This is a genomic window from Phytopseudomonas daroniae, assembly GCF_004327275.1.
Classification (GTDB): Bacteria; Pseudomonadota; Gammaproteobacteria; order Pseudomonadales; family Pseudomonadaceae; genus Aquipseudomonas; species Aquipseudomonas daroniae.
This window is the reverse complement of the sequence record NZ_QJUJ01000003.1, coordinates 184,681-208,876: the sequence shown is the minus strand read 5'-3', so window position 1 is coordinate 208,876 and position 24,196 is coordinate 184,681. Positions and strand designations below refer to the sequence as shown.

Sequence of the window (24,196 nt, the reverse complement as noted above, 5' to 3'; positions counted from 1 at the left end):
ACTCCGTGACGCATCAAAATCAGAAGAAAATATCCAGACGGAAATACACCGGCCGCTCGCGCTCGGCGATGACATCGGGGCGTTCCAGGGAGTGGGCGAAGGTCACGGATGTGGCAAGGTGCTGGCCACGAGCGCTGAGCTCCAGGGCATGACCGCTCATACGGCCGCTGGCCCCCGGGTTGTGGCGGTCATGGCTGATCACGCCGAGGTCATAGGCCAGGGCGGCGCCGTATTGCTGCACGAAGGGTTGCAGCGCTGGCAACGTGACCGGCCGTGTCCAGCGCAGTTGATTGCGCCAATAGGCGCCGCTGTCGCCAGACAGCGACTGATCCTTGAAGGCCCGTATCGAGTTGAGGCCGCCGAGGCTGATGCGCTGCGGGCCATACAGGACGTCTTCGCTTTTCTGCCCCGTGACCAGGCTGTCGAAGCTGAAGCTTTCCTCCCACAGCCTGAACGGCTGCAGGTAGCTCAGCGTAAGGCTGTATTTGTTGTAGCGCGCGATGGGGTCGTCAGGCCCGACATTGTCGTTGCTCTGGGCGCCGAACAACCCGATGCCACGCTGCCAGCCGGCATCGAGGTTGACGAAGGCCGTGCCGATACGGCGGCCATGGTTGACGCCCAGCTGTGCCTCGGTGAGGTGGGGGCTGGATCGCTCCAGAAAACTGTCGAGCAGGTAGTTGCGCGAACGCACGTGGCTCAACCCCAGGTTGAGCGCCGTCTTGCTGACGCTGTCACGGTGCAGCACGCGCTCGGCGCGCAGGGCGTGGGTCTGGCTGTCGCCATCCTGTTTGAAATCGAAGCCATTGCCCTGGCCGAGGGTGCGGTAATAGCTCTGGCTGTAGCTGTAGTCGAAGCGCCACCACCCATACGGGAGGCTGTAGGAAAGGCTCTGGCTGTGGGAGTGCCGGTAGCTGTCGCTGACCGCGTCACGCGAGGCGCGCAGGCTGAGTTGGTCGGTGAGGCCGAGCGGGCTGTCCCAGACGAGGCCGGCACCCCATTGCTGCTCACCGGTGCTGCGCTGGCCATCGTTATGGCGATTGAGATTGGCGTGCCAGGGTTTGCTGCGCTCGCCCTGCAGTTGTACACGGCTGCCGCCCACGTGCTCGCCGGGTATCAGTTCAAGCTGAGCGGCACGGGAGGGAAGTCGATTGAGGTTCTCGACCAACTGCTCCAGCTCTCGCAGATCCAGAACCTCGCCGACTTCGCCAGGAAAGCTCATCGCCAGCTCTCGATCACTGGCCAGAGCGGAGCTGTCCAGCCCTTCGAGGCGCCCTTCGACCACCACGACTTTCAGCGTACGCGCCGATAGATCCTGCTGCGGCAGGTAGGCACGGGTGGTGACATAACCACGATCGATGTAGTGATCCGTAATGGCCTTGAGCAGCTGGTTCAGCTGACTGGCACCCAGGCAGGCGTCGGCGAAAGGGGCGAGAATGCTCGAGCGGTCAGACTCGGACAACGCGCTGGCACCACTGATTTCGATCTGCTCGATCGCGAAGCAACGCTCATCGCCTGGCGTTGGCGCAGCGGGGGCGCCTGCCTCGCGACCCGGCAACTGCTGCAGCTCCTGCAAGCGCCGCTGCTGCTCCTGCAACAGGCGCTCCTGACGTTCGCGGATAAGATCCTGATCCCCCGGCGTCTGGGCATCGGCAAGCAGTGGAAAAAAAGATAGGCAAAGCCATACGGCCGCAGTCCCTTTGCGGAGATTCATGTTTCCATCCCTGTGTCAAGCGCTGCTGCTAGAGCGGCGCATTAAAACACATGGCACCTCGCCATCAAAAGCCCGCATCGCGGAAGCAGTTCACAGTTCACGCCAGATGGGGCGCGGCTCCCACCGGAGCGCCCCTGATCGCGGCGAAGGGGCGCGTCACTTCACCAGGCGCAAGCAGAACGGGTAGCGATACGGTCGCCCTTCACCCGCCTTGATGCCGGCGATGATGGTCAGGACGATGGCGCCGATGCACAGCAGCCCCATCAGCAGAAAGCCGATCAGCACCAGCATCAGCAGCAGGCAGACGATGCCGGCAATGGCCACGGTGATCTGGAAGTTGAGCGCTTCCTTGCCCTGTTCGTCGATGAAGGCATCCTGATCCTTCTTGATCTGCCAGACGATCAGCGGGCCGATCAGGTTGCCGAAGGGGAAGATGAAACCGAGGGCCGCGGCGAAGTGACAGATCATCGCCCACTGGCGCGCTTCCTTGCTGGGCTCGGGCGCGGGCGTCAACGGGTTGCTCTCATACATCGCGACTCTCCTCGGTCATCGGCCGGTCACTCGGCCAGGGCGGCCTGCTGCAAGGCGAACAGCTCGGTCATGCCTTGCTGCGCCAGGGCCAGCATGGCATTCAGTTCGGCCGGCTGGAAGGGCTGGCCTTCGGCAGTGCCCTGCACTTCGATGAAGCCGCCAGTGCTGGTCATCACCACGTTCAGGTCGGTCTCGGCAGCGGAGTCTTCCAGGTAATCCAGGTCGAGTACCGGCTCGCCCTGATAGATGCCCACGGAAACGGCGGCGATCATCTGCTTGAGCGGGTCGCCGCCTTTCAGGCCACCACGTTTCTTGATCACCTTGAGGGCATCGACCAGCGCGACCATGGCGCCGGTGATCGAAGCGGTACGGGTACCACCGTCGGCCTGGATCACGTCGCAGTCGACGTACAAGGTGTTCTCGCCGAGCTTGCTCATGTCCAGCGCGGCACGCAGGGAGCGGCCGATCAGGCGCTGGATTTCCAGGGTACGACCACCCTGTTTGCCCTTGCTCGCTTCACGCTGATTGCGGTCACCGGTAGCACGCGGCAGCATGCCGTACTCGGCGGTCACCCAGCCCTGGCCCTGGCCCTTGAGGAAGCGCGGTACGCCCTGCTCGACGCTGACGGTGCAAATCACCTTGGTATCGCCGAACTCCACCAGCACCGAACCTTCGGCGTGCTTGGTGTAGTTGCGGGTGATGCGAATCGAGCGCAACTGATCGGCCGCGCGGCCACTGGGACGTTTCATCAAGGAATACCTGCTCGTGCTCTATATAGAATCGGGAATCTGCCGCGCATTATAGGGGTTGTTGCCGTCTGGCCGCGACCGCGCCCGTCCGACCATCACGGTCGCGATTGGGAGCCATCGCCGCACTGCGCTACAATCGCCGCCTTTGGCCCGCGCCAAACCGGAAAAATTTCACGAGGTAAGCAGCATGATCCACAGCATGACGGCCTTCGCCCGCACCGAGCAGGCAGGTGCCAACGGCACCCTGAGCTGGGAGCTGCGCTCGGTCAACCACCGCTACCTCGAACCCCATCTGCGCCTGCCGGAAGCTTTCCGCGACCTCGAAGGCGCGATCCGCGAGGCGCTGCGTCAGGGCCTGTCGCGCGGCAAGGTGGAATGCACCCTGCGCTTCACCGAAGACAGCGCCGGCAAACCCTTGCAGGTCGACCGCGACAAGGCCACGCAACTGATCGCCGCCGCGGAAAGCGTGGCCGCGCTGATCAAGCAGCCGGCCCCGCTCAACGCCCTGGAAGTGCTGGCATGGCCCGGCGTACTGGTGGCCGACAGCAGCGACCCTCAGACACTCAATAAATCCGCCCTGGCCCTGTTCGGCAGCGCCCTGGATGAGCTGAAGAAAGGCCGTAGCCGCGAAGGCGCCGAGCTGGCCAAGCTGCTCAACGAACGCCTCGACAGCATGCAGGACGAAGTGGCCGCCCTGCGCGAGCTGGTGCCGCAGATGCTCGACGTGCAGCGCCAGAAGATTCTCGAGCGCTGTCGTGAAATGCAGGCCGAGCTCGACCCCCAGCGCCTCGAGCAGGAACTGGTGATGCTGGCGCAAAAGAGCGACGTTGCCGAAGAGCTGGATCGCCTGAACACCCACGTCAGCGAAGTACGCCGCGTGCTCAAGGCGGGTGGTGCGGCAGGCCGACGCCTGGACTTCCTGATGCAGGAACTCAACCGCGAAGCCAATACCCTGGGCTCCAAGGCCTTCGATCCGCGCAGCACTCAAGCGGCGGTCAACCTCAAGGTGTTGATCGAGCAGATGCGCGAACAGGTGCAGAACATCGAATAATCGGCGCCCGGCCTCTGCTGCGCGACCTCCCGACCCAACCGTTTCAGGACAGATCCATGAGCACCACTACCGGCACCCTCTACATCGTTTCTGCGCCTTCCGGTGCCGGCAAGACCAGCCTGGTCAAAGCCCTCATCGACAGCGAGCCGCGCATCCGCGTGTCCGTGTCCCACACCACACGCACCATGCGTCCGGGCGAGACAGACGGCGTCAACTACCACTTCGTCGCTCGCGAGCAGTTCCACGCCATGCTCGACAAGAATGCCTTCCTGGAGCACGCCGAAGTCTTCGGCAACCTCTACGGCACGTCCCAGGCCTGGGTCGAGCAGACCCTGGCGGAAGGGTTCGACCTGATTCTGGAAATCGACTGGCAGGGCGCCGAACAGGTGCGCCGACTGATGCCGCAGGCGCGCTCGATCTTCATCCTGCCGCCCACCCAGGAAGCCCTGCGCCACCGCCTGACCAACCGCGGCCAGGACAGCGGCGAAGTGATCGAGCAGCGCATGCGCGAAGCGGTCAACGAGATGAGCCACTACATCGAGTACGACTACATCGTGATCAATGACGACTTCTCCCACGCCCTCAGCGACCTGAAGTCGATCTTCCGCGCCAATCAACTGCTGCAGCCGGCCCAGCAACAGCGCCACCTGGGATTGCTGAACGAGCTGCTGGCCTGAAAACAGCTACAAGCCTCAAGTTGCAAGCAAGAGCAAAGCAGAGGGGCGCCTCAGCTTGTAGCTTGTAGCTTGTAGCTTGTAGCTTGTAGCTTGTAGCTTGTAGCTTGTAGCTTGTAGCTTGTAGCTGCGCTAGACTATCCAGTCCGCTCGCCCATTTATTTGGCCCAGCTTATTTTTGCATTCGCTACGAGGAACACCATGGCCCGCGTTACCGTTGAAGATTGCCTGGACAACGTCGATAACCGCTTCGAGCTGGTCATGCTCGCCACCAAGCGCGCTCGTCAGATCGCTACCGGCGGTAAAGAGCCTAAAGTGGCGTGGGAAAACGACAAGCCGACCGTGGTCGCCCTGCGCGAAATCGCCAGCGGCCTGGTAGATGCCGATATCGTCGCTCAGGAAGACATCATCGAAGAAGAGCCGCTGTTCGCTGCCTTCGACGAAGAGGCGAACGAGCCTCTGTAAGCCTATGCGTGGTCGAAAGCGTACGTCGCAGGTGCACAAGGCCTGGCAAGGGAGCGTCCCATGCCGAGCATAGACGCCCTCGCCGATCGACTTTCGACCTACCTGGGTGACGAACAGGTCAACCTGGTTCGTCGCGCCTACTTCTACGCCGAACAGGCGCACGACGGGCAACGCCGCCGCAGCGGTGAAGCCTACGTCACCCATCCGCTGGCCGTGGCCAGCATCCTCGCCGACATGCATATGGATCATCAGAGCCTGATGGCCGCGATGCTGCATGACGTGATCGAGGACACCGGCATCGCCAAGGAAGCCCTGCACGCGCAGTTCGGCGAATCGGTGGCGGAACTGGTGGACGGGGTCAGCAAGCTGACCCAGATGAATTTCGAGACCAAGGCCGAGGCCCAGGCCGAGAACTTCCAGAAAATGGCCATGGCCATGGCCCGCGATATCCGCGTGATCCTGGTCAAACTGGCCGACCGCCTGCATAACATGCGCACCCTGGAAGTGCTGTCCGGCGAGAAACGCCGACGTATCGCCAAGGAAACCCTGGAAATCTACGCCCCCATCGCCAACCGGCTGGGCATGCACAGCATGCGCGTGGAATTCGAGGATCTCGGCTTCAAGGCCATGCACCCGATGCGCTCCGAGCGTATCCGCGCCGCCGTGCGCCGCGCCCGTGGCAACCGCAAGGAAATCGTCACCCGCATCGAGGAGTCGCTGCTGCACTGCCTCGAACGCGAGGGGTTGAGCGGCGAAGTGATGGGCCGCGAGAAGCACCTGTACAGCATTTACCAGAAGATGCGCGGCAAGCGCCGGGCCTTCAACGAGATCATGGACGTGTACGCCTTCCGCATCGTGGTCGACAAGGTCGACACCTGCTATCGCGTCCTGGGCGCCGTGCACAATCTGTACAAGCCGCTGCCGGGCCGCTTCAAGGATTACATCGCGATCCCCAAGGCCAACGGCTACCAGTCGTTGCACACCACGCTGTTCGGTATGCATGGCGTGCCCATCGAGATCCAGATTCGCACCCGCGAGATGGAAGAGATGGCCAACAACGGCATCGCCGCGCACTGGCTGTACAAATCCAACGAAGATGAAACGCCGAAGGGCAACCATGCCCGCGCGCGCCAGTGGGTCAAGGGCGTGCTGGAAATGCAGCAACGCGCCGGCAACTCGCTGGAATTCATCGAAAGCGTGAAGATCGACCTGTTCCCGGACGAGGTCTACGTGTTCACGCCCAAGGGCCGCATCATGGAGCTGCCGAAGGGCTCCACGGCGGTGGACTTCGCCTACGCGGTGCACACCGATGTCGGCAACACCTGCATCGCCTGCCGCATCAATCGCCGCCTCGCGCCACTGTCCCAGGCTCTGGAAAGCGGCTCCACGGTGGAAATCGTCAGCGCTCCCGGCGCGCGCCCCAACCCGGCCTGGCTGAACTTCGTGGTCACCGGCAAGGCGCGCACCCATATTCGCCATGCCCTCAAGCAACAGCGCCGCTCGGAGTCGATCAACCTCGGCGAACGCCTGCTCAACAAGGTACTGGCCAGCTTCGAAAGCCATCTGGACAAGCTGCAGCCCGAGCGCCAGCAGGCGGTGCTCACCGAATACCGCCTGGAGACCTTCGAGGATCTGCTCGAGGACATCGGCCTGGGCAACCGCATGGCTTACGTGGTCGCTCGCCGCCTGCTGGCCAGCGAGGGCGAGGAGCTACCCAACGCCGAAAGCCCGCTGGCCATTCGCGGTACCGAGGGCCTGGTGCTCAGCTACGCCAAGTGCTGTACGCCGATTCCCGGCGACCCCATCGTCGGTCACCTGTCGGCCGGCAAGGGCATGGTTGTGCACATGGACACCTGCCGCAATATCAGCGAAGTACGCCACAACCCGGAAAAATGCATCCAGCTGTCCTGGGCCAAGGATGTGACGGGCGAGTTCAATGTCGAACTGCGCGTCGAGCTGGAGCACCAGCGCGGCCTTATTGCCCTGCTGGCCGGCAGCGTCAATGCCGCCGACGGCAACATCGAAAAGATCAGCATGGACGAACGCGACGGGCGCGTCAGCGTGGTACAACTGGTGGTCAGCGTGCACGACCGCGTACACCTGGCCCGAGTGATCAAGAAGCTGCGCACCCTGCCCGGCGTCATGCGCATCACCCGCGTCAAGGCCTGACCGACTCGCTCAGGCCAGCCATGACCGATGCGCCTCGCGCATCTTCACCAAGGAGCCCTTATGAGCAAGACCGTCATCAACACCGATAAAGCCCCAGCCGCCATCGGCACCTATTCCCAGGCCATCAAGGCCGGCAACACCGTTTACCTGTCCGGGCAGATCCCTCTGGATCCGAAGACGATGGAGCTGGTGGAAGGTTTCGAAGCGCAGACCGTGCAGGTGTTCGAGAACCTCAAGTCGGTCATCGAAGCAGCCGGCGGCTCGTTCAAGGACGTGGTCAAGCTGAACATCTTCCTCACCGATCTCTCCCACTTCGCCACCGTCAACGAAGTCATGGGCCGCTACTTCCAGCAGCCCTATCCTGCCCGCGCCGCCATCGGCGTGGCCGCCCTGCCGAAGGGCTCACAGGTAGAGATGGACGGCATCCTGGTCATCGACTGACCACGGTTCACGCCCGGAGCGCACACTCCGGGCGGCCTGCCTCACCCCTCGCGCAACACCGCGGCATAGCCCTCGCGATAGCTGGGATACTGCGGCGACCAGCCCAACGCCCGCGCCCGCGCGTTACTGCAGCGCTTGCTGCCGGAGCGGCGCACGGCTGACTCTTCCGACCAATGCTCGACCCCGAGCCGCTGGCGCAACCAGCCCACTACTTCATGCAGCGGCGCCGGTTCGTCATCGACACCGATATAGCAGTCATCCAGTGGCTCGCCTGCCGACTCGGCCTGCAGCAGAAACGCCAGCAACCCTGCCGCGTCATCGGCGTGAATGCGATTGCCGTAGAGCGGCGGCTCGACCGACACGCGGTAGCCCATGCGCACCTGCTTGAGCAGCCACTCGCGGCCCGGCCCATAAATACCCGTCAGGCGCACCACGGTTGCCGGGATATCACTGTTCCAGGCCACCTGCTCGGCCTCGCACATCACCCGGCCCGAGTAACTCTGCGCCTGTGCAGGCGAGGTTTCGTCGATCCACTCGCCATCCGCCTGGGCGTATACGCCACTACTGGAGACGAACAGCAGACGCTTCGGGCGCTGCCCACGGGATTGCAGCCAGCTCAGCACATGGCGCAGACCGTCGACGTACGCCTGCCGATAGCCGGGTTCATCGTGCTGCGAGGCGGCCGCGCTATACACCAGATAATCCAGATCACCCTGCGGCCACTGGTCGGGACAACCTGGTTCGTGCAGATCCCCAGCCACCGGCAGGATGCCTTCGGGCAATTCGGACACCGTCCGGCGCATGCCGTAGACCTGCCAGCCCGCGTCACGCAGACGCACGGCCAGGCGACTTCCGACATCCCCGCACCCGGCGATCATCACGCTTGCAACTGTTTTCATCACTGCCCCTCTGTCCCTCGGCGGACGCTCTAATACGACGACCTGAATGTAATACAGTTACGTTATCGCTTTCATAAACAAGAATTACTTGCAATAATGTTCAGCCTTTTTTGCCGCGCAGCGCTTCGCCTGTGCAGGTCACCGTCATCACACTTAGGTCCGGCAAGCATGAACTCTACCGCCCATAGCGCTAAGCCAACCATCGTCGTCGCTCGGCCGCAACGCCTCGGCGCGCTCCTCGCACTGCTGCTCAGCCTGACGCTGGCGCCGACCGCGAGTTTCGCCGATCAATCGGTCACCGCGCCAGCCGAACCAGCCGCAAGCGCGCAGCAGGCACCCGCCAATGGCGAACAGCCTGCCGACGCCCCCCAAGTGCAAGCCGAACCGCTGTCGCCTGAGGCCACGGCACAGGTCGATGCCCTGGGCGAAAAGCTAGAAGCACTGGGCCCTCAGGCCACGCCGGAACAGCTCAGCGAAGCGCGCCAGCAGTTCTTCAGCGAAAACGATATCGCGCCGCAGGATGCCGAAAGACTGCAGCAGGCCCTCGCCGCCCAGCAGAGCGCCGATGCCCAGGCACTGAGCCAAGATCCGGCCGCCGAAGCAGAAGCGGTATTCCACGATCTGTCCCCATGGGGCATGTATCAAGGCGCCGACGTGGTGGTCAAAACCGTGATGATCGGCTTGGTACTAGCTTCGATCCTGACCTGGACCATCTGGATCGCCAAGACCATCGAGCTGGTTACCGCCCGCCGTCGTCTGAGCCGTGAAATCGTCGAGTTGAAAGGTGCCCGCAATCTGGCCGAGGCCAGCGAGCAGGCCCGCGCCAAGCACAGCTTCAGCGAGATCCTCCTCGAAGACGCCCGCGAAGAACTGAAACTCTCGGCCACCAGCCGCGAGAAGGAAGGTATCAAGGAGCGCGTCAGCTTCCGTCTCGAGCGCCTGGTCGGCGCCTGTGGCCGTGACATGAGCAAGGGCACCGGGGTACTCGCCACCATCGGTTCCACCGCGCCGTTCGTCGGCCTGTTCGGTACCGTGTGGGGCATCATGAACAGCTTTATCGGTATCGCCAAAACCCAGACCACCAACCTCGCCGTGGTCGCCCCCGGTATCGCCGAAGCATTGCTGGCTACCGCTCTGGGCCTGGTTGCCGCGATTCCGGCCGTCATCATCTACAACGCCTTCTCGCGTTCGATCAGCGCCTACAAGGCGCAGGTAGCCGATGCCTCCGCCCAGGTATTGCTGCTGGTCAGCCGTGATCTGGACATGCTGCCGAACAGCGATCGCACTCAGCAGCCTCACATGGTCAAGGCGGGTTAAGGCCATGGGTCTTCATCTCAACGAAAACGGCGACGATCTCCAGGAAAACCACGAGATCAACGTCACGCCCTTCATCGACGTGATGCTGGTGCTGCTGATCATCTTCATGGTCGCCGCGCCGCTGGCCACCGTCGACGTGAAGATCGACCTGCCCGCCTCCAGCGCCAAGCCGGCGCCACGGCCGGACAAGCCCATCTACCTGAGCATCAAGGAAGACAAGAAGCTGTTCCTCGACAACGACGAGGTACAGCCGGCCGTGCTCGGCGCGGCGCTGGACAGGCTGACGCAGAATGACAAGGACAAGACCATCTTCGTACGCGGCGACAAGGGCGTTGAATATGGCGACCTGATGGAAGTCATGGACACCCTGCGCGGCACCGGTTACCTGAAAATCGGCCTGGTAGGCCTGGAGACGGTCGGCGCGCAATGAAGAAATCCAGCCGCACGTTCTCCTGGTTCGGTAGCCTGGTCATCGTGGTTGGGCTGCACATCGGCCTGTTCCTCTGGGCCATGTACTGGCAGCCCCAGGCGACGCCCATCGAGCTGCCGCCCGCAGCCATGATCGTCGAACTGGAACCGCTGCCCCCAGCCGCGCCGAAGCCTGCTCCGCCGCCACCACCGGAAGTCGTTCCGGAGGAGCCCGAGCCTCAGCCGAAACTGGTCGAAGCGCCCAAGCCGACGCTGGCGGTGACGCCGCCGAAACCCAAGCCGAAGCCCAAACCAAAGCCGCCGAAACCCAAGCCACCAGAGCCCAAGCCTCCGGAGCCTCAGGACGAGCCGCCAGAAGACGCGCCACCCGCGCCTCCGGCACCGGCCGAAGCCAAGCCGGCAGCACCACAGCAGGCGCCAGTGAGCTCACCCAGCAAGGCCGAAGTCACCTGGCAGAGCCAGTTGCTTACCCATTTGGCCAAGTACAAGCGTTACCCGGAAGACGCGCGCCGCCGCGGTCTTGAAGGCGTCAACCGCTTGCGCTTCGTGGTCGATGCCAATGGCATGGTGCTGTCGTACACGCTGGTCGGCAAATCCAGCAGCGCCTCCCTGGATCGGGCCACGCTGCAGATGATCCGCCGCGCGCAGCCGCTGCCGAAACCGCCAGCGGAAATGCTCAAGGATGGCAGCGTGGAAATCGTCGCGCCGTTCATCTACTCGCTGGAGCGCGGCCGCGGTCGCTGATGCGCATCGATATCCGCCCCGGCCAGAAAGCCGGGGCGGATACCTCGAACCCCTTCCCCTCCTGCAACATCCGCCCCGCAGACACGTATCCGGGCAACCTCAGTGGTTGGTTACATGGAAGACAGCGGCTATGCTTGGCTGCATCTCAATGGACTAAGACTATGACCCTCACTGAACTGCGCTACATCGTGACGCTCGCTCAGGAACAACATTTCGGCCGAGCCGCGGAGCGCTGCCACGTTAGCCAGCCTACCCTGTCGGTCGGCGTGAAGAAGCTCGAAGACGAGCTGGGCGTACTGATTTTCGAGCGCAGCAAGAGCGCGGTGCGCCTGACTCCGGTCGGCGAAGGCATCGTCACTCAGGCGCAGAAGGTATTGGAGCAGGCCCAGGGCATCCGCGAACTGGCCCAGGCCGGCAAGAACCAGCTGGCGGCACCGTTGAAGATCGGCGCCATCTATACCGTCGGCCCTTACCTGTTCCCGCACCTGATCCCGCAGCTGCACCGCGTGGCCACCCAGATGCCGCTGTATATCGAAGAAAACTTCACCCATGTGCTGCGTGACAAGCTGCGCACCGGCGAGCTGGACGCGATCATCGTCGCCCTGCCCTTCCAGGAAGCCGACGTGCTGACCTTGCCGCTGTATGACGAGCCCTTCTACGCGCTGCTGCCGGCGGATCACCCCTGGACGGCGATGAAGACCATCGATACCAAGCTGCTCAACGACAAGAGCCTGCTGCTGCTCGGCGAGGGCCACTGCTTCCGCGACCAGGTGCTGGAAGCCTGCCCGACCCTGCGCAAGGGCGAGGAACAGGCCAAGCACACCACGGTGGAGTCCAGTTCCCTGGAAACCATCCGCCACATGGTCGCCTCCGGGCTCGGTGTGTCGATCCTGCCGTTCTCGGCGGTAGACAGCCACCACTACGCCCCCGGCGTGATCGAAGTACGCCCACTCAGCCCACCGGCGCCCTTCCGCACCGTGGCCATCGCCTGGCGCGCCAGTTTCCCGCGGCCCAAGGCCATTGAGGTGCTGGCTGACTCCATCCGCCTGTGCTCGGTCGCCAAACCACTGCCCCGCAGCGTCTGAGGGCAGCGATGAGCGAGCTGTCGACGATCCCCGTCACCGATCTCAAAGGCGTTGGCGCGGCCTTGGCGGAGAAACTCGCCAAGGTTGGCCTGGAAACCCTGCAGGACATCCTTTTCCACCTGCCACTGCGCTACCAGGATCGCACCCGCATCGTGCCCATCGGCGCCTTGCGGCCAGGCCAGGATGCGGTGGTCGAGGGCGTGGTGGCGGGGGCCGACGTGGTCATGGGCAGGCGCCGCAGCCTGTTGGTACGCCTGAACGATGGCAGCGGCACGCTCAGCCTGCGTTTCTACCATTTCAGCAATGCGCAAAAGGAAGGCCTCAAACGTGGCACCCAGGTGCGCTGCTATGGCGAGGTGCGCCCCGGCTCCTCCGGCCTGGAAATCTACCACCCGGAGTACCGCGCGCTATCCGGCGGCGAATCGGTCACCGTGGAGCAGACGCTGACACCGATCTACCCGACCACCGAGGGCCTCACCCAGCAGCGCCTGCGCCAGCTCAGCGAACAGGCTCTGGCCCGGCTCGGCCCGCGCAGCCTGCCGGACTGGCTGCCCCGCGAGCTGGCCGACGACTATCAGCTGGCGCCGCTGGATCAGGCAATCCGCTACCTCCACCGTCCGCCACCGGATGCCGACCTCGAGGAGCTCGCCGAAGGCCGTCATTGGGCCCAGCACCGGCTGGCCTTCGAAGAACTGCTCACCCATCAGCTGTCGATGCAGCGCCTGCGAGAAAGCGCTCGCGCTCAGCGAGCACCTGCGCTGCCTGTCGCACAAAAGTTGCCGAAGCAGTTCCTTGCCAACCTCGGTTTCAACCCCACCGGCGCGCAGCAACGGGTCGGCGCGGAAATCGCCTACGACCTGAGCCAGGGTGAGCCGATGCTGCGCCTGGTGCAGGGCGACGTCGGTGCCGGCAAGACCGTGGTCGCGGCTTTCGCCGCGTTGCAGGCGATCGAAGCCGGTTACCAAGTCGCGCTGATGGCACCCACGGAAATCCTCGCCGAACAGCATTACCTCAACTTCACACGATGGTTGCAGCCACTGGGCCTGGAAACCGCCTGGCTGGCCGGCAAGCTGAAGGGCAAGGCGCGTGTCACCGCCCTGGAGCAGATCGCCGCCGGTGCCCCCATGGTGGTCGGTACCCACGCGCTGTTCCAGGAAGAGGTGCGCTTTCGCAACCTGGCCCTGGCGATCATCGACGAACAACACCGTTTCGGCGTGCAGCAACGCCTGGCTCTGCGCCAGAAAGGTGTGGGTGGCCGCCTCTGCCCACACCAGTTGATCATGACTGCCACCCCCATCCCGCGCACGCTGGCGATGAGTGCCTACGCCGATCTGGACACCTCGATCCTCGACGAACTGCCGCCAGGCCGCACGCCGGTGAACACCGTGCTGGTCGCCGACAGCCGCCGCTTCGAAGTGGTAGAGCGAGTGCGCTCGGCCTGCAACGAAGGCCGTCAGGCCTATTGGGTGTGCACGCTGATCGAAGAATCCGAGGAGCTGACCTGCCAGGCGGCAGAAACCACCTACGAGGATCTGGCGGCCGCTCTTGTCGGCCAGCAGGTCGGCCTGATCCACGGGCGCATGAAGCCCGCCGAGAAAGCTGCGGTGATGGATCAGTTCAAACAGGGTCAACTGCAACTGCTGGTGGCCACCACGGTAATCGAGGTGGGCGTCGACGTTCCCAACGCCAGTCTGATGATCATCGAGAACCCCGAGCGCCTCGGCCTGGCCCAACTGCACCAGCTACGTGGCCGAGTCGGCCGTGGCAGCGCTGCCAGCCACTGCGTGCTGCTCTACCACCCGCCGCTGTCACAGATCGGTCGCGAGCGGCTGGGCATCATGCGCGAAACTTGTGATGGCTTCATCATCGCGGAAAAGGATCTGGAACTGCGCGGCCCCGGAGAAATGCTCGGCACTCGACAAACCGGCCTGCTGCAGTTCAAGGTAGCCGATCTGATGCGTGATGCCGACCTGCTGCCGGCGGTTCGCGATGCGGCGCAGGCACTGCTGGAGCACTGGCCACAACATGTCAGCCCGCTGCTGGAACGCTGGCTGCGTCATGGTCAACAATATGGGCAAGTCTGAGCGTTACACAGGACGGTGGTCGGCTCACGAGGCCGCATCGTCAGCTTGCTGGTTATACTTTGGGGGCTGAGCCCCCTTTACGACGGAACACGTCATGACTGAAGTAGCCATCGCCGACACCTCCCCCCAACCGCCTCTGGTGATTCGTCAGTTGCTGGAAAATCTCGGTCTGAGCTACCAGGTACGCAACGAGCAGCCTGGGCTGCCGACGGCACAGCGCGTGCAGACCGTTCTGCTCGAGGATGCCGTAGGCGCCCTGCTGGTGCTATTTCCGCAGAACCAGTTGCTCGACCTCAATCGCCTGGCCGAACTGACCGGCCGCAAGCTGACGGCAGTCAAGCCCGAGCGCCTTGATCGCATGCTCGGCAAGCATGACCTGCGCGTGCTGCCTGGCATCCCCGCGTTGACCAGCTCGCCTTGCCTGTACGACGAACGCCTGCTCGAGGCGCCGAGCCTGTATATCCAGTCGGGCGAGCCCGGCGTGCTGCTGGAACTGTACACCGATGCCTTCAAGGGTCTGCTGGGCAAGGCCAGTGCCGCCCGCTTCGGCGAACCCGTGAGCAAGGTTCGGCCCAACCTCAACCGCCCCGATGACGATCGCAACGAGATCAATCACGCGGTTCAGGCCTTCACGGCGCGGCGTATCCAGCAGCGCCTGGAAGAGACCATCGAGATTCCGCCCCTGGCGGAAACCGCACAGAAGATCATCAAGCTGCGGGTCGACCCCAACGCCACCGTCGATGACATCACCGGCGTGGTCGAGACCGACCCGGCCCTGGCAGCCCAGGTGGTGAGCTGGGCGGCATCGCCCTACTACGCCGCACCCGGCAAGATCCGTTCAGTGGAAGACGCCATCGTGCGCGTGCTGGGCTTCGATCTGGTGATCAACCTGGCGCTGGGCCTGGCACTGGGCAAGACGCTCAGCCTGCCCAAGGATCAACCGCAGCAGACCACGCCCTACTGGCAACAAGCGATCTACACCGCCGCCGTGATCGAAGGGCTGACCCGCGCCATGCCGCGTGCGCAACGCCCGGAAGCGGGGCTGACCTACCTGGCCGGCCTGCTGCACAACTTCGGCAATCTGGTGCTGGCCCACGTGTTTCCGCCGCATTTCTCGCTGATCTGCCGGCACCTGGAGGTCAACCAGCACCTGCCGCACAGCTACATCGAGCAGCATCTGCTGGGTATCAGCCGCGAACAGATCGGCTCCTGGCTGATGCGCTACTGGGACATGCCCGAGGAACTGGCGGTTTCCCTGCGCTTCCAGCACGACCCGAGCTACAGCGGCAACCACTCCACCTACCCGAACCTGGTCTATCTGGCGGTCAGCCTGCTGCGCAACCACGATATTGGTACCGGACCCGAGCGCGAGATTCCGCAAAGCCTGCTCGACAATCTGGGCATCAGCCGGGACAAGGCCGAGGAAGCGCTGAGCAAGGTACTGGCCGCAGAGGTCGCCCTGCGCGATCTCGCTTCGCAGCAGTTCGGCTCGCCGAACTGACGCTGCAGCCGCGGCCACTCGCCTTGCCTGTGGCCGCGAACGCTCCCCGCTGAATCAGGCCGCTTTCTTGTCGGCCGGGCGCTTGGGACGCAGGTATTTGGTCAGGCCCTGGAACCAGATCACCAGAGCAGGATTGCCCTGAATCTGGATGTCCTTGTTCTGGATACCCTGCATGAAAGCCAGTTGCTTGTTTTTCGCCGTCAGGGTGGCGAAACCATGGGCCGCATCCTTGAAACCGATGGCGAAGGCCGGCTCGCTGACCGTACCGCGCTTGCTGCTGACGCGTTGCTCGCTGACGATGAAGTGGCGGGCGATCTTGCCATCCAGCGTATGCAGCTGGAACACCAGGTCGCGCCCCTCCAATTGCTGGCGAAACGCCGGATTGTCACGACTTGCCCTGGCCATGAGACGGCCCAGCATCCACAGAAGAAAACGGAATTTCATGACATGGCCTGTTGGCTAGATACGAAGGCCGCGCATTGTAGCGACTTGCCGGAAGCCTGGCAGCCGGCCTTATGGATGACGGCTAGCGCCGACTCTGGGGGATGAGGGTCTGCTGACATATCAAAACTGCCGCGCTGATGACTTACAGGTTGCGCAGAGACGTCAACAGACCCCGGGGCTCAGTTGACCGAGTCCTTTAGAGCCTTGCCTGGTTTGAAGGCGACGGTGTTGCTGGCCTTGATCTTGACGGGCTGCCCGGTCTGCGGATTCTTCCCGGTACGAGCACCACGATGGCGCTGGACGAAGGTGCCGAAACCGACCAGCGTCACACTGTCCTTGCGGTTCAGTGCACCGGTGATTTCTTCGAGAACGGCGTTGAGTACACGATTGGCCTGATCCTTGGTCAGATCAGCTTTTTCCGCGATAGCGGCGGCGAGTTCCGGTTTGCGCATAAATGCCTCTTTTACGGTTGTTGTTGTTGTGTTCCGTGCCTTGCAGCGCCAAGGCGCCGCGACAGCTCTACGCTGCGGGCAGGCCTGGGGAGAATGGCACGCTCTAAAGGGCTTCGCCAGTCCTGTTCCTGGCTAAATCCGGCATTTTGTCGAGCAGGCGACAGAACGATCAGGGCAGCAAGGCAGGTAATTGACGATTGAGCGCCAGCTTTTCCTGCACCGCCGCACCTGTCAGCGCGTAGCCCAGCAAGGCGCCGGATACGTCGTGACACAGCGCCCTGATATCCGCGCCACTTCCTTCGACCGTCCAGCTTCCTTGGGTTCCACGCGGCGGCGGCGACACGATCAACGGGCACGCGGGCGTCTTCACGGTAACCGGCATGGCCCCATAGGCCACTTCGTCCGGCGTGCCACTGAGCGTCTTCGCCAACGCACGCGCGCAGGCCATCAGCGGCATTACGTAGAGCAGGTTGAGGCCGTCGACTTCGGCACAGTCGCCCAGGGCGTAGATATTGGCGTGCGAAGAACGCAGCTCGCGGTCGACCATCACGCCGCGGTTTACGGCCAGGCCGGCAGCGGCAGCCAGGTCGATGCGCGGGCGCAGGCCAACGGCCGAGATCACCAGATCACAGGCGATCACCTGGCCATCGGACAGATGCGCCTCGAGCCCATCCCTCGCGTACTCCAGGCGGCTCAGCACCGGCCCCAGGTGCAGGCGCACCCCCAGAGCTTGCAGACCGCCTTGCACGGCGGCGGCAGCCTCTACCGGTAGCAAGGCGGGCATCAGTTGCTCGCAAGGCGCCACCAGATCGACCTCATAGCCGCCGAGCGACAGGTCGTTGGCGAATTCGCAGCCGATCAGCCCGGCGCCCAGAATCAGCACCCGACGCTTGCCCAGCGCCGCCTGGCGAAAACGCGCGTAACCTTCGAGATCGTTGACCGTGAACAGCTCGTCGCGGGCGTCGCCCTCGATGGGCACGCGCATCACCTCGGCGCCCCAGGCCAGCACCAGGTCACGATACGGCACGGCCTCTTCGCCGATCCACAGGCGCTTGTGACCGGGGTCGATGCCGGTGACTCGCGTATGCGTCCACACCTGGGCGCCCAGCTGCTCGGCCATCGCGCCTGGCTCGGCCATGCACAGACCATCGGCATCCTTGCTCTTGGCGAAGCCGGTGGACAGCATCGGCTTGGAGTACGAGCGACCGTCGTCGGCGGTGATCAGCAACAGCGGCGTTTCGCTGTCCAGCTTGCGAAACTCGCGCGCCAGGTTGTATCCGGCCAGGCCGGTACCGATGATCACCACGGGGTCGCTCATTGCTCGTTCCTGTTGGATTGGGTTCTCGGGTGAACTCAGTTGATTTCGATCATCTCGAAGTCAATCTTGCCGACGCCACAGTCAGGGCACAGCCAGTCTTCGGGCACGTCTTCCCAGCGGGTGCCGGGCGCGATGCCGTCGTCGGGCCAACCTTCACGCTCGTCGTAGATAAATCCGCAGACCACACATTGCCACTTTTTCATAACGCTCTCCGGCGTGTCTCACGGTCATTGCGCGGAACGCTACCGTAATAACCGAAGCGAGCCAAGCCGCTGGCGACCAGGCAAAGCCTGATTGCCAGCGAATAGCCAGGATCTACTGGCCTGCTCGGCCGAGCTAGCTGACCATCAGCGGGTCGCTGAGCCCCATGACATACATGGCCAGCATCGTCAGGCTGCCTGCTGCGATGAGGTAGTAGAGCGTCGGCAACATGGTCTTGCGCAGGGTGATGCCTTCACGCCCGAGCAGGCCGACCGTGGCCGAAGCCGCCACCACGTTGTGGATGGCGATCATGTTGCCCGCTGCCGCGCCTACCGACTGGCCGGCCACCATCATGGTGCCGGAAACGCCGAGCAGACCAGCGGCGTCGTACTGGAACTGCGAGAGCATCAGGTTGGCCACGGTGTTGGAGCCGGCGATGAAAGCACCCAGCGCACCCACGGCCGGGGCGAAGAATGGGTATACCGAGCCCACGCTATTGGCCACCAGCTCCGCCATGGCCACCGGCATCGAGTGCAGGTCGGAGCCATTGACCCCGGAGTTGATCAGGATGCGCACCATGGGTACGGTGAAGATCAGCACGAAACCCGCTCCCAGTAGCGTCTTGCTCGACTCACCGATGGCGGTGGTCAGTTCACGCACACGCATGCGATGCAGGAAGAAGGTCAGCAACACCACGACGCAGAGAATGCCGCCGGGCAAATAGAGGGGTTCCAGGGAGCCGGACACGCCGCTTTCATCCAGAATGTCGGTCCAGCCGAAGCTTAGCGACATCATGCCCGCCTTGACCTCCGGGAACACCCGCGAGATGACCAGGAAAACCGCCAGCAGCAGGTAGGGTGCCCAGGCCAGGGCAACAGGAATCGGCGCCTTGCCGGCCACTTCTTCGATCTTCAGCTCGATCGTGCCCATCCACTCTGCCGGCCAATCCTTGGCTTCGGCGAAATCCCAGGTCTCGCGTGGCATCAGAAAGCCTGCCTTGGCCGCCGGCACCACGATCGCCAGGCCCACCAGGGCACCAATCATCGAGGGGAACTCAGGACCGAGGAATACTCCGGCCGCGATGTAGGGAACCGAGAAACAGATCGCCGTGAAGATGGCGAACGGCGCCACCGCCAGGCCTTCGCGCCAGGACTGATTCTTGCCGAAGAAACGCGTCATGATCATCACCATGATCAAGGGCATCAGCAGGCCGATCAGGCCATGGGTGATGGCCACTCGCGAGTAGATCAGGTGAAAGAACGTGTCCCAGTTACTGCCTGCTGCCAGCAACTGCTGGCTGAGGCCTGCCTGATCCAGGCCGGATGCCACACCGACCAGAATCGGCGTACCCACCGCGCCGAAGGATACCGGGGTGGACTGCACGATCAGACCCAGCACCACCGCCGCCAGGGCCGGAAACCCCAGCACCACCAGCAACGGGGCAACCACGGCGGCGGGTGTGCCGAACCCGGAAGCACCCTCGATGAAACAGCCGAACAGCCAGGCCACGATCAGCGCCTGCACCCGTCGATCCGGGCTGATGCTGGCGAATCCGCGCCGAATCGAACTCATGCCCCCGGAATACTTGAGCGTGTTGAGCAGCAGGATGGCGCCGAAGATGATCCACAGGATCGATACGGTGAGAATCAGCCCTTGCAGGCTGGAGGCGATGACCCGGTTGAGGGTCATGTCCCAGACCGTCAGGCCGATGGCCGCGGTGAGCAGAAAAACCACCGGCATGGCGTACTTGGCCGGCCAGCGCAGGCCGATCAGTAACACGCCGGCCAGTACCAGGGGTACGAAAGCCAGAATCGATAACAGTGTTTGACTCATGGGTGGGTTCCTTCTTGTTGTTGTGAACCACGGTTCCCCGGGGTTACCCGGAGCCACGCTGCTGAAGCACCCGGTATTGCTGGTCGGGCCCTTATGCAAGTGCGATGGCGAGGATCGCTCGCCATCGCACTCATGCTCGAAAGCCCCGGCCGCCTTGAGCGACCGGGGCATTTGTCGGGATTACCCCTGAATATCCCGACAGTTGTACTGTTCCTGCCCTCGTCAATGTGCCTGCTTGAAGCGCAGGCGCCAGGCATGCAGTAGCGGTTCGGTGTAGCCGTTGGGCTGCTCGCTGCCCTTGAAGATCAGCTCGCTGGCGGCCTGGTACGCTGCCGAGGCCGCATAATTCAGAGCCATGGGCCGGTACTGCGGATCGCCTGCATTCTGCTGATCGACCACCTTGGCCATGCGCTCGAGAGTCGCCCGCACCTGCGCGGCATCGACCACGCCGTGCTGCAGCCAGTTGGCAATGTGCTGGCTGGAGATGCGCAGGGTGGCGCGATCCTCCATCAGCCCGACATCGTGGATGTCCGGTACCTTGGAACAGCCGACGCCCTGTTCGACCCAGCGCACCACATAACCGAGGATGCCCTGGCAGTTGTTGTCCAGTTCCTGCTGGATATCCGCCGCGCTCCAATTGCGGTCGGCCGCGACCGGCACGCTGAGCAGGCCTTCGAGCAACTTGTCACGCTGGCTGTCGGGATCGCTGCGCTCCAGTTCACGTTGCACGGCCGGCACATCGACCTGGTGGTAATGCAGGGCGTGCAGCACCGCAGCGGTCGGCGACGGTACCCAGGCCGTATTGGCACCGGCTCTGGGCTGGGCCCCCTTCTGTTCGAGCATCGCCGCCATCAGATCCGGCATGGCCCACATGCCCTTGCCGATCTGCGCCTTGCCACGCAGACCGCAGGCCAGGCCGACCAGCACGTTGTTGCGTTCGTAGGCCTGAATCCAAGGGGTGCTCTTCATATCGCCCTTGCGCAGCATCGGCCCGGCCTGCATGGCGCTGTGCATTTCGTCACCGGTGCGGTCGAGGAAACCGGTGTTGATGAACGCCACCCGCGCACTGGCGGCACCGATGCAGGCCTTGAGGTTGATGCTGGTACGCCGCTCCTCGTCCATGATGCCCATCTTCAGGGTATGTCTCGGCAGATCGAGCAGGTCTTCGATGCGGGCGAACAGCAGGTCGGCGAACGCCACTTCCTGCGGGCCGTGCATCTTCGGCTTGACGATGTAGACGCTACCCGTACGCGAGTTGCCCTTGTTCTTGAGGTCATGCAGGGCGATCAGGCTGGTGATCACGCCGTCGAGAATGCCCTCTGGGATCTCCTGGCCGTCGCCATCGAGAATCGCCGGTGTAGTCATCAGGTGGCCGACGTTGCGGATGAACAGCAGCGAACGGCCGTGCAGGCTGAGCGAACCACCATCGGCACGGGTGTACTGGCGATCCGGGTTGAGGGTACGCAGGATGCGCTTGCCGCCCTTGTCCAGCGACTCGCTCAGATCGCCACGCATCAGGCCGAGCCAGTTGCGGTAGACCAGCACCTTGTCACTGGCGTCGACCGCGGCAATCGAATCCTCGCAATCCATGATGGTGGAGACGGCTGCCTCGAGCAGCAGATCCTTGACCCCGGCGCCATCGCTACAGCCGATCGGACTGCTGGCATCGATCTGGATTTCGATGTGCAGGCCGTTGTGTTTCAGCAACACCGCACTCGGTGCAGTGGCATCGCCCTGGTAGCCGATGAATTGTTCGCCATTGCGCAACCCTGCGTACTCGCCGTTGTTCAGCAGCACCTTCAACTGGCCGTCCTGCACCTGGTAGGCGCCGGCATCGCGGTGCGAGCCGCTCGCCAGCGGCACGGCCTGGTCGAGAAAGGCACGGGCGAAGGCAATGACCTTGGCGCCACGTACCGGGTTATAGCCGCCCTCCCTGTGCGCACCGTCCGCTTCACTGATCGCGTCGGTGCCGTACAGGGCGTCATACAGAGAACCCCAGCGGGCATTGGCGGCGTTCAGCGCATAGCGTGCGTTCATCAGCGGCACGACCAGTTGCGGCCCGGCCTGGCTGCCGATTTCACTGTCGACGTTGGCCGTGCTGGCCTGTACCTGGGCCGGCTGCGGCAACAGGTAGCCGATGCCCTCGAGAAACGCCCGATAGCCGGGCATGTCCTTGATCGGCCCGGGATGAGCGCGGTGCCAGTCATCCAGCTGCGCCTGCAGGCGGTCACGCTCGACCAGCAGAGCGCGGTTCTGCGGCGCCAGCTCATGCACCAGGGCATCGAAGCCGGCCCAGAACGCCTCGCGCTGCAGGCCGCTGCCCGGCAAGACTTCCTCATCGATGAAACGCTGAAGGTCGGCGGCCACTTGCAGACGCTGACAGCTAACACGCTGAGTCATGTTCAATCCTCCTGAGTCCATTGCAATCATTTCAGAGGGCGGCGATACCGACCTTGGCGACCTGGGCATCCTGCTCGGCCTTGACCCCGGAAACACCCAGGGCACCGATCACCTGGCCATCGACCAGCACTGGCACGCCACCCTCCAGGGAGGTCAGCAGCGGGGCCGAGAGAAAGGCGCTGCGACCGCCATTGACCATTTCCTCGTAGCCTTTCGATTCGCGCCGCCCCAGGGCAGCAGTACGGGCCTTTTCGCTGGCGATGTAGGCACTGATGGGCGCGGCGCCATCCAGGCGTTCCAGGGCCAGTGGATGACCACCGTCATCGACCACGGCGATGCTCACCGCCCAGTTATTGGCCTGGGCCTCGGCACGGGCAGCGGCAAGCAGGCGGGCGACGTCGATCTGGCTGAGTACGGCTTTGCTGTGCATAGGGCATTCCTCTGTTCAAGTAGGGGTGTGGCTGGATGCCAGAACAACGTCAGTTCATGGCATCTTCGACGATCTCTATCCAGTGCCGCACCGGAGTGCGCCGGGCACCGTCGAGGTGGCTCTGGCAGCCGATGTTGGCGGTGACTATTACCTCCGGCTGGCCGCTTTCCAGGGCATTGAGCCGGTTATCGCGCAACTGTGTGGCCAGCACTGGCTGGGTCAGCGAATAGGTGCCGGCAGAGCCGCAACACAAGTGGCCGTCGGCAACCGGAGTGAGCGTGAAGCCCAGGCGCTGGAGCACTTCATCTACCGCGCCGCCCAGACGCTGGGCGTGTTGCAGCGTGCAAGGACAATGAAAGGCCACGCGCATCTGTGTGCTGATGCCAAGCGACTCCAGGGGCTCCTCACGCAGTACCTCGACCAGATCGCGGGCCAGTACACTGACCCGCCGTGCCTTGTCGGCATATTCCGGATCATCCCTGAGCAGGTGTGCATACTCCTTGACGAAGGCGCCGCAACCGCTGGCCGTCTGCACGATGGCCTCGACGCCCTCCTCGATGGCCGGCCACCAGGCGTCGATATTCGCCCGGGCGCGCTGCAGGCCCTGCGCCTGCGCGTCCAGGTGGTAGTCCACGGCGCCGCAGCAACCGGCCTCGCGCGCGGCGGTGACGCTGATGCCCAGACGATCGAATACCCGCGCCGCGGCGGCATTGGTGTTGGGCGACAGCCCCGGCTGCACGCAGCCTTCGAGCATCAATACGCGCCGTGCATGACGCACCTGCGGGCGCGGCTTGGCGGCACCGGCGCTACGCGGCAGCTTGGCCTTGAGCGCTGCCGGCAACAGTGGCCGCAGCATCTGACCAGCCCGGGTAACGCGCTTGAACAGTGCCTCCTGCGGCACCAGTGCGCGCAACCCGCTACGCAACATGCGTTGCTCCAGTGGTCGCGGCACGACCGCATCGACCAGCGCTCGGCCAATATCCAGCAGGCTGTGATATTCCACACCGGATGGACAGGTGGTTTCGCAGTTGCGACAAGTCAGACAGCGATCCAGATGCAGCTGGGTCTTGGCTGTCACTTCACTGCCTTCCAGCACTTGCTTGATCAGGTAGATGCGCCCACGCGGCCCGTCCAGCTCGTCGCCCAGCAGTTGGTAGGTCGGACAGGTGGCGTTGCAGAAGCCGCAATGCACGCAGGAGCGCAGGATGCGCTCGGCCTCATCGGCACGCGGTAGTTGTCTGGCCTGTTCACTCAGCTTGGTTTGCATG

23 protein-coding genes are annotated in these 24,196 nt (G+C 63.7%); 11 read left to right on the top strand and 12 right to left on the bottom strand.

The window, feature by feature from the left end:
* Nucleotides 1-19: 19 nt before the first annotated feature.
* From DNK10_RS08980 to rph, 3 genes are all read right to left on the bottom strand, one after another.
* Complete coding sequence (locus DNK10_RS08980; protein WP_131191303.1) at nt 20-1,711, bottom strand: ShlB/FhaC/HecB family hemolysin secretion/activation protein; 1,692 nt, start codon at nt 1,709-1,711, stop codon at nt 20-22.
* 156 nt (nt 1,712-1,867) lie between these two features.
* Nucleotides 1,868-2,242, bottom strand: coding sequence for a DUF4870 domain-containing protein (locus DNK10_RS08975; RefSeq protein WP_131191302.1), 375 nt, complete (start codon nt 2,240-2,242; stop codon nt 1,868-1,870).
* Nucleotides 2,243-2,268: 26 nt separating this feature from the next.
* Entirely contained in the window at nt 2,269-2,991 is a 723-nt protein-coding gene (rph, locus tag DNK10_RS08970; RefSeq protein WP_131191301.1) for a ribonuclease PH, read from the bottom strand.
* Between the two features lie 187 nt (nt 2,992-3,178).
* Here rph and DNK10_RS08965 point away from each other — a divergent pair, with 187 nt between their 5' ends.
* The 5 genes from DNK10_RS08965 to DNK10_RS08945 all read left to right on the top strand — a co-directional run bounded on the left by DNK10_RS08965 (nt 3,179) and on the right by DNK10_RS08945 (nt 7,791).
* On the top strand, nt 3,179-4,042 hold the full coding sequence (locus tag DNK10_RS08965; RefSeq protein ID WP_131179989.1) for a YicC/YloC family endoribonuclease: 864 nt from the start codon (nt 3,179-3,181) through the stop codon (nt 4,040-4,042).
* A 56-nt stretch (nt 4,043-4,098) separates the two neighbouring features.
* Nucleotides 4,099-4,719 carry a guanylate kinase gene (gmk, locus tag DNK10_RS08960; protein ID WP_131191300.1) on the top strand — a complete coding sequence of 207 codons (621 nt, stop codon included), beginning with the start codon at nt 4,099-4,101 and terminating at the stop codon, nt 4,717-4,719.
* A 198-nt stretch (nt 4,720-4,917) separates the two neighbouring features.
* Nucleotides 4,918-5,181, top strand: a complete 264-nt coding sequence (gene rpoZ / locus DNK10_RS08955) for a DNA-directed RNA polymerase subunit omega (protein WP_131179987.1) — start codon at nt 4,918-4,920, stop codon at nt 5,179-5,181.
* 60 nt (nt 5,182-5,241) lie between these two features.
* A complete protein-coding gene (spoT, locus tag DNK10_RS08950; RefSeq protein ID WP_131179986.1) occupies nt 5,242-7,350 on the top strand; it encodes a bifunctional GTP diphosphokinase/guanosine-3',5'-bis pyrophosphate 3'-pyrophosphohydrolase in 2,109 nt (702 codons plus the stop codon).
* 60 nt (nt 7,351-7,410) lie between these two features.
* Entirely contained in the window at nt 7,411-7,791 is a 381-nt protein-coding gene (locus tag DNK10_RS08945; protein ID WP_131179985.1) for a RidA family protein, read from the top strand.
* Between the two features lie 41 nt (nt 7,792-7,832).
* Here DNK10_RS08945 and DNK10_RS08940 read toward each other — a convergent pair whose 3' ends face one another.
* The gene (locus DNK10_RS08940; protein ID WP_131191299.1) at nt 7,833-8,690 is read right to left on the bottom strand and encodes an SDR family oxidoreductase; all 858 of its coding nucleotides are present in this window, start codon (nt 8,688-8,690) and stop codon (nt 7,833-7,835) included.
* A gap of 168 nt (nt 8,691-8,858) precedes the next feature.
* On the opposite strand from DNK10_RS08940, the gene exbB reads away from it, so the two are divergent.
* The 6 genes from exbB (at nt 8,859) to DNK10_RS08910 (ending at nt 15,850) form a co-directional block, all read left to right on the top strand.
* Nucleotides 8,859-10,007 carry a tonB-system energizer ExbB gene (gene exbB, locus DNK10_RS08935; RefSeq protein ID WP_131191298.1) on the top strand — a complete coding sequence of 383 codons (1,149 nt, stop codon included), beginning with the start codon at nt 8,859-8,861 and terminating at the stop codon, nt 10,005-10,007.
* Between the two features lie 4 nt (nt 10,008-10,011).
* The gene (gene exbD / locus DNK10_RS08930) at nt 10,012-10,437 is read left to right on the top strand and encodes a TonB system transport protein ExbD (protein WP_131191297.1); all 426 of its coding nucleotides are present in this window, start codon (nt 10,012-10,014) and stop codon (nt 10,435-10,437) included.
* The gene (locus DNK10_RS08925) at nt 10,434-11,180 is read left to right on the top strand and encodes an energy transducer TonB (protein ID WP_131179981.1); all 747 of its coding nucleotides are present in this window, start codon (nt 10,434-10,436) and stop codon (nt 11,178-11,180) included. Before exbD ends, DNK10_RS08925 begins: the two co-directional genes overlap by 4 nt.
* A gap of 161 nt (nt 11,181-11,341) precedes the next feature.
* On the top strand, nt 11,342-12,265 hold the full coding sequence (locus DNK10_RS08920; RefSeq protein WP_070880375.1) for a hydrogen peroxide-inducible genes activator: 924 nt from the start codon (nt 11,342-11,344) through the stop codon (nt 12,263-12,265).
* 8 nt (nt 12,266-12,273) lie between these two features.
* Nucleotides 12,274-14,349: an ATP-dependent DNA helicase RecG gene (gene recG / locus DNK10_RS08915; RefSeq protein ID WP_131191296.1), complete on the top strand. Its 2,076-nt coding sequence runs from the start codon at nt 12,274-12,276 to the stop codon at nt 14,347-14,349.
* Between the two features lie 94 nt (nt 14,350-14,443).
* Nucleotides 14,444-15,850 (top strand): aminoacyl-tRNA deacylase and HDOD domain-containing protein, encoded by a 1,407-nt coding sequence (locus DNK10_RS08910; protein ID WP_131191295.1) that lies wholly within the window; start codon nt 14,444-14,446, stop codon nt 15,848-15,850.
* A 54-nt stretch (nt 15,851-15,904) separates the two neighbouring features.
* Here DNK10_RS08910 and DNK10_RS08905 read toward each other — a convergent pair whose 3' ends face one another.
* The 8 genes from DNK10_RS08905 to glcF form a co-directional block, all read right to left on the bottom strand.
* Nucleotides 15,905-16,294, bottom strand: coding sequence for a helicase (locus DNK10_RS08905; protein ID WP_131179978.1), 390 nt, complete (start codon nt 16,292-16,294; stop codon nt 15,905-15,907).
* A gap of 179 nt (nt 16,295-16,473) precedes the next feature.
* A complete protein-coding gene (locus DNK10_RS08900; protein ID WP_073263100.1) occupies nt 16,474-16,746 on the bottom strand; it encodes an HU family DNA-binding protein in 273 nt (90 codons plus the stop codon).
* 169 nt (nt 16,747-16,915) lie between these two features.
* On the bottom strand, nt 16,916-18,064 hold the full coding sequence (locus DNK10_RS08895) for an FAD-dependent oxidoreductase (protein ID WP_131191294.1): 1,149 nt from the start codon (nt 18,062-18,064) through the stop codon (nt 16,916-16,918).
* A gap of 35 nt (nt 18,065-18,099) precedes the next feature.
* The gene (locus DNK10_RS08890; RefSeq protein ID WP_131179976.1) at nt 18,100-18,267 is read right to left on the bottom strand and encodes a rubredoxin; all 168 of its coding nucleotides are present in this window, start codon (nt 18,265-18,267) and stop codon (nt 18,100-18,102) included.
* A 133-nt stretch (nt 18,268-18,400) separates the two neighbouring features.
* Nucleotides 18,401-20,098 (bottom strand): L-lactate permease, encoded by a 1,698-nt coding sequence (locus DNK10_RS08885; protein ID WP_131179975.1) that lies wholly within the window; start codon nt 20,096-20,098, stop codon nt 18,401-18,403.
* A gap of 222 nt (nt 20,099-20,320) precedes the next feature.
* Nucleotides 20,321-22,498 carry a malate synthase G gene (locus DNK10_RS08880; RefSeq protein WP_131191293.1) on the bottom strand — a complete coding sequence of 726 codons (2,178 nt, stop codon included), beginning with the start codon at nt 22,496-22,498 and terminating at the stop codon, nt 20,321-20,323.
* Nucleotides 22,499-22,529: 31 nt separating this feature from the next.
* A complete protein-coding gene (locus DNK10_RS08875) occupies nt 22,530-22,928 on the bottom strand; it encodes a heme-binding protein (RefSeq protein WP_131179973.1) in 399 nt (132 codons plus the stop codon).
* 49 nt (nt 22,929-22,977) lie between these two features.
* Nucleotides 22,978-24,195 carry a glycolate oxidase subunit GlcF gene (gene glcF, locus DNK10_RS08870; RefSeq protein WP_131191292.1) on the bottom strand — a complete coding sequence of 406 codons (1,218 nt, stop codon included), beginning with the start codon at nt 24,193-24,195 and terminating at the stop codon, nt 22,978-22,980.
* Between the last annotated feature and the right edge of the window lies 1 nt (nt 24,196).